We start from the raw sequence: 13,874 nt of genomic DNA, 5'->3' as shown, positions 1-13,874 counted from the left end.
AAGCTATGCTGAGGGCTTTGTTGGTCGCGTTTTTAGCGATATGGAGTAGTCTCTCGAGTGCATCGAGTGAATCTGCTATGTCTTTGTTAGACAATCGCTTTCGAGTGGATCCAACCATCGAGCAGATCACTTTTTTAGTTTATCGTGAGCAAAGTTCTCAGCCAGTTGTTTTAGTCCGTCCTGACGGTAAAAAGTACTATGCTTGGGACGCCTACGACAATGTACGTTGGTACCAAGAAGCCTCACTCGATATTATCTCCGTTGATAACCCTATGCCAGGCCCATGGCAGGCTGTGGGGAAAGTCACACCTAAAAATAACATCCGCTTAATTTCTCACTTAAAGCTCAGCACGGATGTGTTCCCAAACCGATTATATAATGGGGAAGGGCTTAAGTTTACAGCTCGCCTAACCTCCGACGACAAACCTCTTGTACTGCGCGACTTCCTTGACCGCGTGAATCTACGCGTGACATTTACCAAGTTTGTCGAAAATGAAGATGAGTTGATCAAAGAAGCACGTCCAGTGCCGATGGTTGTGGGTGAGTTTGCTGATGATGGCCGCGGCTTGGATGAAAAAGCAGGGGATGGTGTGTTCACTGTCCAACTACCAATAGACGTTGAGCCCGGTAAGTACCGTGCGCGAATCACCTCTGGTAATGGCGTATTCTTACGAGCGCAAGAGCAAGTCATCTTGGTTTATCCGAACCCCATTTCTCGTACTTTTATTCAGGCGCGCAATCCTGACAAACCACACCAATTGGTGGTGAGTGGTGAGCAAGGTATGATCGCGCCAGGCTCAATCGCAGTCACGGTGGAACAAGATGCACCCGATGGCTTCGTTAGCTACAGCCAAGGGCAGGTGTCTGAAGATGGAATGAGAACCACGCTGAACCTCAATAACGATGCTGAGCTAGGTAAGTACGCATGGCGTGGCGAGATCTTTGCCACTGATTTTGCGACTCAACGTCCACTGGTGTTTCCTATTCCAGAGCAAACCTTCAGTGTTGTTGATGAAGTTGATCTAGAAGCCGCTCGAATTGCAAAAGAAGCTGAATTAGCCGAGCAGCGCCGTATTGAAATGGAAAAGCAAATTATCGCTGAGCGGGAGGCTGAGCGTAAGCGCAGCATGATTATTATCGCGGTGGGTAACGTGATAATGCTGCTGATTGTGATCATTGCATGGATAGTCTGGCGCAAAATTAAAGCGAAGCGCGATGCCATGCCAGAGATGCAGTTAGAAGTGCCAAAGAAATAGTAGTAACACATGAAGCGAGAAACGGAGCCAATCGGCTCCGTTTTTTTCAGTTTAAGTTTGAGACAGAATTTGATGTTTCTAATGGTCATTAATCATTTTATTTTAAAGTAACACCATGATTTAACGTTGATTAATCATAATAAAGCTCGCATGATACTCTTTACGTTTCGACTTGATTTTAGTGCGTATCGACGGAGTGAGTTATGACAATTGGAGCGTTAGAACTAGAACATCTACCACGACAAAAGGCCTTGGTTGAGTCTGCTTATGATGCCTTTTATTCTGAAAAAGACGTTGTTGCTGCGGTATCGCTTGGTTCATTGTCATCAGGAAAAGGTGACCGTATTTCGGACGCTGATGTTGTTGTCTTTACTCAAAACAACTTCCATAAAGCCTCAGAGCCTTGCTTTACCCAGTTTGAAGCTAATAAAGACATTTTTTATCGACTTGAGGGAGAGCACAACGAAAATGCGTGCTTCAAAAAATACATTTTTAATGACCTAACCAGTGCAGAGATTCATTGTTTAGATCTCTGTGAGCCTTTCAAACTTTCTAAGCCATTTAAGGTTTTATTTGATAAAGCTGATGTGATTGCTGGCATGGTTACTGAGGAACCTGCGCCAAAGCATGAAGATTTCCCAGTTTATACCAGTGGTGATCAAGGCCTGATTTGGGAACTCTTTGATTGCATTAAGTGGTTGAGCAGAGATAACCATGATCTTGCTAAGTCCTACTTGAAAAAACTCTCTGAGAAACTCTAATTTGAGAGTCATCTCCGTTCCTCCCACTGAAGTTAGCTAGGCTGTTAGGTTATGAAATACAAAAAGCGTCAGAAGTACAAATACACTCTCCATTCTGAAGAAAAAATTGAGACTCACATTTCAGTGAGTCAGGCGTATGACAGTCCTTTTCTTAGTTTGTCCAAACAAGGCGTGTTAACGATTAAAAAGGGCTATGCTTGGGATGGAGCGAGTGGGCCAGCATTAGACACAAAAAACATTATGAAAGCTTCTTTAGTGCATGATGCTCTTTACCAACTCATGAGGGAAGAGGTGTTGCCTCAAAGTGTTCGAAAGCATGCGGATATGTTGCTGAGAGAAACATGTTTAGAAAAAGGAATGTCTAGCTTCAGAGCGACTTATATCTATTATGGCGTCAGAGTTGTCGGTGGCTTCTTTTCCAGACCCGACACTTTGTGTGCTTAATGGGAACATCTTTCCAATTTTAACTGTTTATTTATACAGTTTGGTTATGTAAGCTCCAAGGTGATACAAAGGAGTAGTACATAATGACCATAAGATATGAAGAGCATGTGCCAAGCCCGAAAGAATACTGTGATATGCGCGTCAAAGCCGGGCTATCACCCAAATCGTTGAAAGCTGCTGAAATTGGTCTACCCAATTCGTTGTATGGCGTATCTGTCCGGGATGAAGGAAAGCTCATTGCAATGGGCCGGATTGTTGGTGACGGGGCGTGTAACTTCGAAATTGTCGACGTTGCCGTTGCCCCTGATTATCAAGGTAACGGGTTAGGTAGAAAAGTCATGGAATACATCGACGGTTATCTTTCTTCTGTTGCACTTGAAGGCTCTTACGTTTCTATGATTGCTGATGAGCCGGTCTTTTACGAAAAGCTTGGTTATAGGCTGGTGGCTCCTAAAAGCCAAGGGATGACAAAAAAGTTTAAGCCGAAGGTGTAACACGTATTCAGCTGTGCAAATAAGCAATAGAAAACAGGAGTTTAATCTCCTGTTTTCTATATTAAATTTCCATTTAAGCCACTTCTGGAATTGGTTTGGGTGGCTGCTCTAAATCAGGCTCTTTTTGAACAGTAGGAATTTGTCCCTCACCCACAGCACTGATGTAACAGCCACTAAGTTTAATGGCAAGGTACATATCGGCTCGCAGTAAGATACCTCCTTCACTGGTGCTGATACCAGTAAGCTCACACCATTGACGTAAGCGTCGTTTCCTTCCTGCGAGGATTAAGCGTACGCCTCTCTTTTTTAAAGTATTGTGAATATCTGACAGTGTTGCCATCACACTGAGATCTAAGTGAGTAAAGCTCGATACGGCGTCGATGACAACGCAACTTGCGTCTTTGTGATGTTCTACTTGCTCTAACACTCGGCGTTTAAAGTAAGGTGCGTTGAAGTAAGTCAGCGGCGAGTTAAAGCGGTAAATCACCATTCCTGGAATAGGCGAAGCTTTTCCTGAGTCGTCGATGGTCCGAATGGTGCCTTTTTCATCCAAGCCAAGTAGCTGATCACTCGGTCGCATGACAATACGTAAAAATTGAAACAGCCCTAGCAGTACCGCCAAAGTGATCCCCGGTATTACGCCTACGATCAAAACAGAAATAAAAGTGATGATTGCTAGATAGAACGCATCTTTGTCACGAGATTTTAATTTCCAAATGGCTTTGAGATCGAGCAGAGACAAGGATGCGATGATCAACACGACACCAAGTGATGCGATGGGAATAAACTGTAAAGGCTCATAAATAAATATCGCAATAATGGCAATGGTGATTGCGGCGACAATCGAAACTAATTGAGATTTACCACCATTGGCATCATTTACCGCTGTGCGTGAGTCAGCTCCGCTTATCGCGAAACCTTGCGAAAACGCTGAGGCAATGTTGGCAAAGCCCAACGCCTGAAACTCTTTATTTGCATCAATATCATAACCGTTTTTGGCAGCGAAACTGCGCGCGGTGAGCATCATGCTAACAAAGCTGACAATCGCAAGGTTGAGCGCCGGGACCACTAGCTCACGAACTTCACCTAGTTCAAACTCCGGCGTTTGAAACTGAGGGAAACCACCTTGAGTGAGTCCAACCACGGATACGCCCATCTCTTGTAAATGGAAAAACCAAACTGACGCGGTAGTTACGAGTATCGCCAGCATGGCAGCAGGCCAAGTTGGTCGGTAGCGTTTGGTGAGTAAATAAACGACAACCGTCACGATACTCAGAGTTACGGTAGGCCAATGAAGCTCGGTTAATCGTTGGGGAGCCTCCCATAAGCGTTCCAGCAAATAACGTTGTTCGTATTTCAAACCGACCACTTTGGCAAACTGACCAACGATAATCGTGAGAGCGACACCGTTGAGTAGACCCAAAAGAATCGGGCGAGAAAGGAAGTCTGCAAACACCCCTAACTTAAAACGACTTGCCAGTACACACCAAATACCAGTCATCGCTGTCATGGTCATGACTAACTGCCAATGTTTTGTGGGGTCACCTGCGGCAAGTGGTGTCACAACAGCAGCGATCACTGCACAAGTTGCTGCATCGGGTCCGACAATGAGTTGTCGAGATGTGCCCATCATGGCGTACACCAACATTGGCAGTACACACGAGTACAGACCGACAATTGCGGATACCCCGGTTAATTGTGCATAAGCAATGGCAACTGGCAGGGCAACCGCGACAACAGAAAAGGCAGCTCTAAAGTCGTTAACAAACCATTCTTTTTGATAATGCTTAAGCTGAACAAGCCCTGGGAACCACTGTGCGAATAATATTTTAGCCAACGGATTTACCATATATGTGAGTGAGTTACTTAAAAGTATACACCGCTTGCTTGGAACGTCTGTGAGTTAGTTATCACTGGAAATCGGGGGGAAGGGTCGGAGTGCGTGGATTTTATTGCGCTTGCGCAGAGGTTCTTCGTGGTGTGAGGTGTTATGAACGCTATTCTGGTAGCAATAAAAAAACGGGAGTTGTCACTCCCGTTGTATGGTTTCAGATTAGAAAGTTAGGCAACGCTATCCATCTGAGGGTATAGCGGCTTTGCGGCGAGCAATTCCGGCTCAAAGTCGTCAACGTTGATTGTATCCAGACGATGCTGTTCAGCTTCTCTTAGTAGGTCGGCTTCTTCTTGCGTGATCAAGCCTTGCTCTAGCCCTTCCTGAGCAATCATATCCAAACGTAGGAATGGACGACGTTTGCCTTGCGCTTTACATACCTTGTCAAACACAGGCTCAGCTTGAAGAATCACAGACAGCGCAAGCTCAATCTTACCTGCTGCGTTGTGTTCTGTTGGCTCTAGGTACTGACCTCGACCAATGCGTGAACGTGTTGCACTTGGCGTTTGTAGAATGCGCGCCACTTTGCTGTCTAGTTTATCGCTTGGTGCTTTGCGTACGCGACCAAATGGCATGATTAACACGCGCAGTGCACGACCAATCACTTTGTTCGGGAAGTTTGCTAAGAATTCGTCTACCGCCACTTCCGCTTGTTTCAAACTGTCTTGTAGACCCCAGTGTACTAATGGTAAATCTTCGACTGGGCGGCCATCTTGCTCAAAACGTTTCAACGTCGCAGAGCTCAAATATAGCTGGCTTAGAATGTCACCAAGACGCGCTGATAGACGCTCTTTACGCTTCAAAGAGCCACCTAGCACTGCCATTGAGATATCCGATAGCAGAGCAAGGTTTGCACTGTAACGGTTCAATTGTTGGTAGTAACGTTTTGTCGCATCTTTGGTTGGTGATGAAGAACCCAGACCGTCACTTAAACCAAACCAGATACTGCGCACGAGGTTACTCATTGTAAAGCTCACGTGACCAGCAAGCGCTTTATCAAACTTCTCTACAGAGCCACTGGCATCAGAGTACGCTGCGTTCATTTCTTCAAGAACGTAAGGGTGACAGCGAATCGCACCTTGACCAAAGATGATCATTGAACGAGTTAGGATGTTTGCACCCTCAACCGTTACCGCGATTGGCGCACCTTGGTAACCACGCGCTAGGAAGTTAGAAGGTCCCATACAGATACCTTTACCGCCTACGATGTCCATTGCGTCGATGATGCTTTGCTGACCGCGATGAGTACAGTGGTACTTCACGATGGCTGAGATTACTGATGGCTTTTCACCTAAGTCGATACCTGCCACGGTTAAGTTGCTTGCTGCATCCATCACGTAAGCATTACCACCTAGACGCGCTAATGGCTCTTCTACGCCTTCCATGTGACCGATAGGTTGTTTGAACTGACGACGAATGCGTGAGTAAGCGCCCGTAGCCATTGCCGCAGTTTTGATGCCACCTGTTGAGTTTGAAGGTAGCGTGATACCACGTCCAACCGACAGACACTCAACCAGCATACGCCAACCTTGGCCCGCCATTTTTTCACCACCGATAATGAAATCGATAGGAACAAAGATGTCTTTACCGCGCGTTGGACCATTTTGGAATGGTACATTGAGCGGGAAGTGTCGGTTACCAATCTCAACACCTTTGACATCAGTTGGGATAAGCGCACAAGTGATGCCAAGATCTTCTTTGTCGCCTAGCAAACCTTCAGGATCGCGAAGTTTAAATGCTAAGCCTAGTACCGTTGCGACTGGCGCTAGGGTGATGTAGCGCTTGTTCCAAGTCAGGCGCATACCCAGTACTTCTTTTCCTTCCCATTCGCCTTTACAAACCACACCGTAATCTGGAATAGAGCCAGCGTCAGAGCCTGCTTCTGGACTCGTTAAGGCGAAACAAGGGATTTCCTTACCTTCAGCTAGGCGCGGTAAGTAATGGTTTTTCTGATCTTCAGTACCGTAGTGTTGCAGTAGCTCACCAGGACCCAAAGAGTTAGGAACACCAACGGTAGACGATAGAACGCCAGAAACACCCGTTAGTTTTTGTAGTACTAGTGATTGCGCGTATGCTGAGAATTCCAGACCACCGTACTTTTTCTTAATGATCATGGCGAAGAATTTGTGATCTTTCAGGTATTGCCATACTTCTGGCGGTAAGTCTGCGAGTTCGTGAGTCACTTGGAAATCGCTCACCATGGCACACACTTCATTCACTGGACCGTCTAAAAAGGCTTGTTCTTCTGCACTTAATTTAGGTGCTTGAATTGCGTGAAGCTTTTGCCACTCTGGTTTGCCTTTAAATAGCTCGGCTTCCCACCAGACGGTACCTGCGTCTAACGCTTCTTTTTCGGTTTGAGACATAGCTGGCAGCACTTTCTTGAAAAGCGCTAATGCTTTGCGACTTATCAAAGACTGACGTACGCCAGGAACCGCGAATACAGCGGCAGCAAGAACGTAAATCGTCCAACCAGTAACGCCAACCGCGCCTGTTACTGTAAGCGCTAACATAGCTGCTGTGAGTAAACTAATAGATTTCACGAGAGACATGCGGTGGTAGAGCGTAATGCCTAACACGACCGTCATCGTGATGATTGAGAGCAAGATGTCCATATGTATTTTCCTTTTCAGACTTTATAAGTGTTGTACGTCTGTATGTTAGGTAAGAGGTCTAACCAGTTGGTTTAAGTGTAATCAAAATATTAAGGAAATGTAAAACATAAGATTGGATAAAAAGTGATCTAAGTAGAGTTAAAGTTCTAAAGTTGCGATTTGAGTGATGGTTTCATGAGCAAGTTGACAAGTTTATTACCATCACCAATCTAAATCTGTTGGTTCACTATCGACACTAATTCTCGTTTGTGGGTAAACTCAGAGTAATCAAACCCGAGTTCAGGTTTATGAAATGTCCGATACCAAATTGGTATCAGAACAATTTGCTCAGTGAATCTAGGACTGACTGAAGCCGAAATAATAAAGAGAACGTCTTATGTACCATGATCTGATTAGAAGTGAATTAAACGAAGCTGCTGAAGTGCTCAACAAATTTTTAAGCGATGACCATAACATTGCGCAAATCGAAGCAGCGGCGAAAATGATTGCTGACTCATTCAAGCAAGATGGTAAAGTACTGTCATGTGGTAACGGTGGTTCTCACTGTGATTCGATGCACTTTGCCGAAGAGTTAACAGGCCGTTACCGAGAAAACCGTCCTGGCTATGCTGGTATTGCTATTTCAGATCCAAGCCACCTTTCTTGCGTGAGTAATGACTTTGGTTATGACTTCGTGTTTTCCCGTTATGTAGAAGCGGTAGGCCGAAAAGGTGACGTACTGTTTGGTCTGTCGACTTCAGGTAACTCAGGTAACATCCTGAAAGCGATTGAAGCGGCGCAAGCGAAAGGCATGAAGACGATTGCGCTAACAGGCAAAGATGGCGGCAAAATGGCAGGGCTTGCCGATATTGAAATCCGCGTGCCACACTTTGGTTATGCGGACCGCATTCAGGAAATTCATATTAAGATTATTCATATCATCATTCAGTTGATTGAAAAAGAGATGGAATAGTCGTTTCACAGCCACCTTTTCGAGCTGTGTTGTTAGGGAGTTTTTTAAATCATGTGTGAATTGCTCGGTATGAGCGCTAATGTTCCGACGGATATTTGTTTCAGTTTTACCGGGCTCATGCAGCGTGGAGGTCGAACTGGCCCACACCGTGACGGATGGGGAATTACCTTCTACGAAGGGAAAGGTTTTCGAACTTTCAAAGATCCCAAGCCAAGTTGTGAGTCGCAAATTGCAGAGTTAGTGCAAAATTATCCCATCAAAAGTCGCGCTGTCGTTAGCCATATCCGACAGGCGAATCGTGGCGGCGTTAATTTAGAAAATACTCACCCTTTTACACGTGAGCTGTGGGGGAGGTATTGGACGTTTGCGCACAACGGTCAGCTCTCAGGCTATCAAGACTTACATACGGGTCGACACCGACCTGTCGGCGAGACAGATAGCGAACTGGCCTTTTGTTGGTTACTGAAGCAAATGGAAGATCGATATCCTGAGCCGCCAAAGGACATGGAATCGGTATTCTTATATGTTGCTAAATGTTGTGATGAGCTAAGAGAGAAGGGTGTATTTAACATGCTTCTGAGTGATGGTGAGTATGTAATGACGTATTGCACCAATCACTTGTATTGGATCACGAGACGCGCACCGTTTGGTAAAGCCGCTTTGCTTGATGAAGATGTGGAAATTAACTTCCAAGAAGAAACAACGCCACACGACATTGTGTCTGTGATCGCGACTCAACCTTTAACGGGCAATGAAGCTTGGCAGCGGATGAAGCCTGGCGAATACGGCTTGTTTCACCTAGGTGAACTTGTGAAAAACAATGCCTCTGAACTGGTGAATGTGCCGTTTGCAGCGGCGAAACCGGGCAATCAGGCGCCAACTGAGCCGTTAGAATAGCGGTTAATTCGGAACAACTCGTAAAGCTCGCTTAATCGCGAGCTTTATTTTATACGTTTTTAACCGAATGCGGATACTGGTGAACTCTCATACTTTCTAGCCTCCTAGTCTCGCTAAGGCTTGCTGGAAAGACGTAACTGATAGAAATTTCTCATAAAACACCACGTCATTCTGAACGGTGAGGAACGAACCAGATTCAGAATCTACTTTCCGAGTGTCGTGTTACTCAAGTGGTTATGGGATTTTTTAGAATGTTGGGTTTTAGGTTTCTAGTCTCACTACGGCTTTCTTGAATCAAGTTTATATGTTTCAAAATAACAAAAGGCAGCTCTCAGGCTGCTCTTTTGTGTTTGGAGTTTGGTGTTCAGGACTACTCATCGGAGGCGTAGCCGTGTGTGCCAAGCTCTGCGCCATCTAAATAGGCTTTACCATCCTTCATGATTAAGCGCTCATCTACTAACCACTTAGCCACCATAGGGTAGATTCGGTGTTCCTGAGCCTGAACACGCGCTGCAAGTACACTAGCATTATCGTCTTCGAACACCGGAACTTTTGCTTGCAGTATGACAGGGCCACCATCAAGCTCTTCCGTTACAAAGTGCACACTCGTACCATGTTCTTTGTCGCCAGCATCAATTGCTCTCTGGTGTGTGTGTAGCCCAGGATATTTTGGTAGAAGAGAAGGGTGGATATTGATCATCTTACCCATGTAATGAGAAACAAACTCGCTGCTCAGAATACGCATGTAGCCCGCCAGAATAATCACGTCTGGTTGGTATTCATCGATTTGACTCATTAGCTCTGCATCAAAGCTTTCACGCGAGTCGAATGCTTTAGGGTCGACAAAGTGACCGTCTACATCAAACTTTTTTGCACGTTCTAAACCCAAAGCATCGGCTTTGTTAGAGAACACGGCAGCCACTCGTGCATTTGGCATGCTGTTTTCGCAAGCTTCCAAGATAGCTTGCAGGTTACTTCCGTTACCCGAGATGAGGACCGCAATGTTTTTTAGGGTATGGTTTTTCATGATGTCGAGAGTGCCTTGGTATTGTAGGTTGGAGTTATGTAGCTTCTAAACTACCTACTAATAGAATGGTTTTTATTGTTCTAGATAGCAAAATGAGGACCTAGTCATCTAGTGTCCTCATTCTTTTTATCTTGTGAGCTCGATTTGCAAATTATTGGATTTTAACTTGCTCTTCATTCGCGTCTGCTTGCGCGATTTGACCAATCACCCATGCGTTTTCACCTTCTTCTTGAAGAAGAGCAACCGCGGCTTCCGCTTGGTCTTTAGGTAGTGCAACGATTAGACCCACACCACAGTTGAATGTACGGTACATTTCGTGTGTGTCGACATTGCCTTTCTCTTGTAGCCACTTGAAGATCACTGGCCATTCCCAGCTGTTACCATCGATAACTGCTTTTGTGCCTTCAGGCAGCACACGTGGGATGTTTTCCCAGAAACCACCACCAGTGATATGAGAAATCGCATGGATGTCGTGTTTCTCAATCATCTTAAGTGCTGATTTGATGTAAATCTTCGTTGGTTCTAGTAGGTGCTCACCGATAGTGCGACCTGCTAGTTCTTCGTTCTTATCTGCACCAGATACTTCTAGGATTTTACGGATAAGGGAGTAACCGTTTGAGTGTGGGCCGCTTGAGCCAACAGCGATAAGTGCATCACCAGCAGCGACTTTCGTGCCGTCGATCACGTCTTCTTTTTCGACTACGCCAACACAGAAACCAGCTACGTCGTAGTCTTCGCCTTCATACATGCCAGGCATCTCCGCAGTTTCGCCACCAATTAGGGCACAACCTGCTTGAATACAGCCTTCCGCGATACCTGAAACAACATCCGCAGCGGTATCAACGTCTAGCTTGCCAGTTGCGTAATAATCTAGGAAGAACAGTGGCTCTGCGCCTTGCACGATAAGATCATTTACACACATCGCAACAAGGTCGATGCCGATAGTGTCGTGCTTGTTCATATCCAGTGCTAGGCGAAGCTTAGTACCTACGCCATCAGTACCAGAAACCAGTACAGGTTGTTTGTATTTGGTTGGCAATTCGCATAGCGCGCCAAAACCACCGATACCACCCATAACTTCAGGGCGACGAGTACGTTTTACCGCACCCTTAATACGATCCACAAGCGCGTTGCCTGCATCAATATCTACACCAGCGTCTTTATAGCTAAGAGAAGAGTTATTACCACTCACAGGGAAGTCCTCGGTATTAAGTTGGATATGAAAACGGCGCTATTCTAACAGTGCTTAAACATAGATAGCAAACGTTTGCGTGTGTTTTTTTCTTTAGTGATTTATCCTGATATCCCTGTAAAAATCATGTATAATCTGAAGGTTTGTTTAAATATTGCCAACTATAGCCGGAGATGGACATGAAAGTTGTTGAAGTAAAGCACCCTCTAGTAAAACATAAAATTGGTCTAATGAGAGAAGGTGACATCAGCACAAAACGTTTTCGTGAGTTAGCGACTGAGGTCGGTAGCCTACTTACTTACGAAGCAACGTCAGACTTTGAAACAGAAAAAGTGACCATTGATGGTTGGAACGGTCCGGTAGAAGTAGACCAAATTAAAGGTAAAAAAGTAACCGTAGTACCAATCCTACGTGCAGGTCTAGGCATGATGGACGGTGTTCTTGAGCACATGCCAAGCGCACGTATCAGTGTTGTTGGTATTTACCGTGATGAAGAAACACTTGAGCCAGTTCCTTACTTCAACAAGCTTGCTTCTAACATCGATGAGCGTATTGCGCTTGTTGTTGACCCAATGCTTGCAACAGGTGGTTCTATGATTGCTACGATCGATCTTCTAAAAGAGAAAGGTTGTAACCAAATCAAAGTGTTAGTACTTGTTGCTGCACCAGAAGGTATTGAAGCGCTAGAAAAAGCACACCCAGATGTGGAGCTATACACTGCTGCAATCGATGAGAAGCTAAATGACAAAGGCTACATCGTACCGGGTCTAGGTGATGCAGGTGATAAGATCTTCGGTACTAAGTAATTCTTTAATGTATTACTACGACTGAACAGAAAAAACAAAGGCTTGGTGAAAACCAAGCCTTTTTTATATCTATAATACGAGAAGAATAAAATGCGCCACTCAGTAAAGCAGCGCAGACGCACTATTTCGCGTTCTCTTCTTCCATTTGTGCGTTATCTACAACGTGGTTTTCACCTAAATCGTTTGGTAGCACAAGGTTAAGAATAATTGCCACGATACCGCATAGGCTCACACCTTGTAGGCTGAACTCGCCAATACCGAAAGCCATACCGCCAATACCAAATACAAGTGTTACGGCAACGATCACTAGGTTACGAGACTTATGTAAATCAACGTTATTCTTGATCAGTGTATTAAGTCCTACCGTGGCGATAGAGCCGAACAGCAGAATCATGATGCCACCCATGACAGGAACTGGAATCGTTTGAAGAATCGCGCCTAGCTTACCTACCAATGCAAGTACGATTGCAGTGATCGCAGCCCAAGTCATGATCACAGGGTTAAATGCTTTGGTTAGCATTACCGCTCCTGTAACTTCACTGTAAGTGGTGTTTGGTGGAGCACCCACCATCGAGGCTGCGATAGTTGCCACCCCGTCACCTGCGATTGTGCGATGAAGGCCAGGTTTTTTCAGGTAGTTTTTACCTGTAACGTTTGAGATAGCAAGCATGTCACCTACGTGCTCTACCGCAGGTGCGATAGCGACAGGAATCATGAACAAGATTGCGTTTATGTTGAACTCTGGCGCGGTGAAGTTTGGCATAGCTAGCCAAGCCGCTTGTGTTACTGGAGTGAAATCAACCACCCCATAGAATAGAGAAACAGAGTAACCAGCAAGAATACCACCAACAATAGGAACGAGCTTCAAGAAGCCTTTTGCAAACACGCTTAGTACAATGGTTGTGAGCAGTGAGACCGCCGAGATGATGATCGCAGCATCACCATTAACAAGCTGTGCAGCACCATCACCGGTTTTACCTACCGCCATATTCACTGCTGTTGGAGCAAGGCCAAGACCAATCACCATGATCACAGGGCCAACGACAACAGGCGGGAGAATTTTATGGATAAATCCAACACCACGCACTTTGATCATCGCCCCTAGAGCCACATAAACCAGGCCCGCTGCCATTAAGCCGCCCATCGTTGCGCCGATACCCCAAGTTTGGATACCGAACATAATAGGAGCAATAAACGCAAAAGAAGAGGCAAGGAAGATGGGAACAGAACGTTTAGTCATTAATTGGAAGAGGAGAGTACCGACACCGGCACCAAAGAGGGCGACATTTGGATCAAGGCCAGTTAGCAGCGGCACAAGCACCAAAGCACCAAAAGCGACAAAGAGCATTTGAGCGCCTTGTAACGCGTTTTTCATAATAATTCCCTATTTTCAAGATACGCAGACAAATCCGGCGAATACTATCATCCTGCAATCGTTTGCAACGTTGCATGGATCAAACTTTCGATTGAATCTTTCCCATAAATAGCGTTTTTGAGAGTTAGTTGCTTGCAAATTGGCCTCTTTTACGAGTCTTGCGT

General features: G+C 45.4%; 12 protein-coding genes. 7 read left to right on the top strand and 5 right to left on the bottom strand.

Annotated elements, in window-relative coordinates:
• Positions 1–5: 5 nt before the first annotated feature.
• The 4 genes from LIX84_RS07750 (at position 6) to LIX84_RS07735 (ending at position 2,955) form a co-directional block, all read left to right on the top strand.
• Entirely contained in the window at positions 6–1,256 is a 1,251-nt protein-coding gene (locus LIX84_RS07750; RefSeq protein WP_226421033.1) for a TIGR03503 family protein, read from the top strand.
• A gap of 203 nt (positions 1,257–1,459) precedes the next feature.
• On the top strand, positions 1,460–2,017 hold the full coding sequence (locus LIX84_RS07745) for a hypothetical protein (protein WP_226421032.1): 558 nt from the start codon (positions 1,460–1,462) through the stop codon (positions 2,015–2,017).
• Between the two features lie 51 nt (positions 2,018–2,068).
• Positions 2,069–2,461: a DUF1353 domain-containing protein gene (locus tag LIX84_RS07740; protein WP_226421031.1), complete on the top strand. Its 393-nt coding sequence runs from the start codon at positions 2,069–2,071 to the stop codon at positions 2,459–2,461.
• An 83-nt stretch (positions 2,462–2,544) separates the two neighbouring features.
• Positions 2,545–2,955, top strand: coding sequence for a GNAT family N-acetyltransferase (locus LIX84_RS07735; protein WP_226421030.1), 411 nt, complete (start codon positions 2,545–2,547; stop codon positions 2,953–2,955).
• A gap of 73 nt (positions 2,956–3,028) precedes the next feature.
• Here the strand turns inward: LIX84_RS07735 and LIX84_RS07730 are convergent, their stop codons facing one another.
• Both LIX84_RS07730 and fadE read right to left on the bottom strand, forming a co-directional pair.
• Positions 3,029–4,804 carry a SulP family inorganic anion transporter gene (locus LIX84_RS07730; protein WP_226421029.1) on the bottom strand — a complete coding sequence of 592 codons (1,776 nt, stop codon included), beginning with the start codon at positions 4,802–4,804 and terminating at the stop codon, positions 3,029–3,031.
• Between the two features lie 212 nt (positions 4,805–5,016).
• The gene (gene fadE / locus LIX84_RS07725; protein ID WP_226421028.1) at positions 5,017–7,461 is read right to left on the bottom strand and encodes an acyl-CoA dehydrogenase FadE; all 2,445 of its coding nucleotides are present in this window, start codon (positions 7,459–7,461) and stop codon (positions 5,017–5,019) included.
• Between the two features lie 376 nt (positions 7,462–7,837).
• Here fadE and lpcA point away from each other — a divergent pair, with 376 nt between their 5' ends.
• Positions 7,838–8,413, top strand: a complete 576-nt coding sequence (gene lpcA / locus LIX84_RS07720; RefSeq protein ID WP_005380392.1) for a D-sedoheptulose 7-phosphate isomerase — start codon at positions 7,838–7,840, stop codon at positions 8,411–8,413.
• A gap of 51 nt (positions 8,414–8,464) precedes the next feature.
• Entirely contained in the window at positions 8,465–9,310 is an 846-nt protein-coding gene (locus tag LIX84_RS07715; protein WP_006741678.1) for a class II glutamine amidotransferase, read from the top strand.
• 370 nt (positions 9,311–9,680) lie between these two features.
• On the opposite strand, the gene purN is transcribed toward LIX84_RS07715, so the two are convergent.
• Positions 9,681–10,337, bottom strand: a complete 657-nt coding sequence (gene purN / locus LIX84_RS07710; RefSeq protein ID WP_226421027.1) for a phosphoribosylglycinamide formyltransferase — start codon at positions 10,335–10,337, stop codon at positions 9,681–9,683.
• A gap of 151 nt (positions 10,338–10,488) precedes the next feature.
• Entirely contained in the window at positions 10,489–11,529 is a 1,041-nt protein-coding gene (gene purM / locus LIX84_RS07705; RefSeq protein ID WP_109169633.1) for a phosphoribosylformylglycinamidine cyclo-ligase, read from the bottom strand.
• Between the two features lie 179 nt (positions 11,530–11,708).
• On the opposite strand from purM, the gene upp reads away from it, so the two are divergent.
• Positions 11,709–12,335 carry a uracil phosphoribosyltransferase gene (gene upp / locus LIX84_RS07700; RefSeq protein WP_041852906.1) on the top strand — a complete coding sequence of 209 codons (627 nt, stop codon included), beginning with the start codon at positions 11,709–11,711 and terminating at the stop codon, positions 12,333–12,335.
• A gap of 121 nt (positions 12,336–12,456) precedes the next feature.
• On the opposite strand, the gene LIX84_RS07695 is transcribed toward upp, so the two are convergent.
• Entirely contained in the window at positions 12,457–13,710 is a 1,254-nt protein-coding gene (locus LIX84_RS07695) for a uracil-xanthine permease family protein (RefSeq protein ID WP_226421026.1), read from the bottom strand.
• Positions 13,711–13,874: the final 164 nt, after the last annotated feature.

Origin of the sequence: Vibrio sp. E14, assembly GCF_020515785.1 — a bacterium.
Classification (GTDB): Bacteria; Pseudomonadota; Gammaproteobacteria; order Enterobacterales; family Vibrionaceae; genus Vibrio; species Vibrio diabolicus.
Note: the sequence above shows the minus strand (reverse complement) of the source record. Positions and strands in the feature narration are given on the sequence as shown.

Coding starts and splice junctions, on each gene's coding strand:
- LIX84_RS07695 (WP_226421026.1), bottom strand. CDS start 13,710: ATGAAAAACGCGTTACAAGGCGCTCAAATGCTCTTTGTCGCTTTTGGT.
- purN (WP_226421027.1), bottom strand. CDS start 10,337: ATGAAAAACCATACCCTAAAAAACATTGCGGTCCTCATCTCGGGTAAC.
- LIX84_RS07750 (WP_226421033.1), top strand. CDS start 6: ATGCTGAGGGCTTTGTTGGTCGCGTTTTTAGCGATATGGAGTAGTCTC.
- lpcA (WP_005380392.1), top strand. CDS start 7,838: ATGTACCATGATCTGATTAGAAGTGAATTAAACGAAGCTGCTGAAGTG.
- LIX84_RS07740 (WP_226421031.1), top strand. CDS start 2,069: ATGAAATACAAAAAGCGTCAGAAGTACAAATACACTCTCCATTCTGAA.
- LIX84_RS07715 (WP_006741678.1), top strand. CDS start 8,465: ATGTGTGAATTGCTCGGTATGAGCGCTAATGTTCCGACGGATATTTGT.
- LIX84_RS07735 (WP_226421030.1), top strand. CDS start 2,545: ATGACCATAAGATATGAAGAGCATGTGCCAAGCCCGAAAGAATACTGT.
- LIX84_RS07745 (WP_226421032.1), top strand. CDS start 1,460: ATGACAATTGGAGCGTTAGAACTAGAACATCTACCACGACAAAAGGCC.
- fadE (WP_226421028.1), bottom strand. CDS start 7,461: ATGGACATCTTGCTCTCAATCATCACGATGACGGTCGTGTTAGGCATT.
- LIX84_RS07730 (WP_226421029.1), bottom strand. CDS start 4,804: ATGGTAAATCCGTTGGCTAAAATATTATTCGCACAGTGGTTCCCAGGG.
- upp (WP_041852906.1), top strand. CDS start 11,709: ATGAAAGTTGTTGAAGTAAAGCACCCTCTAGTAAAACATAAAATTGGT.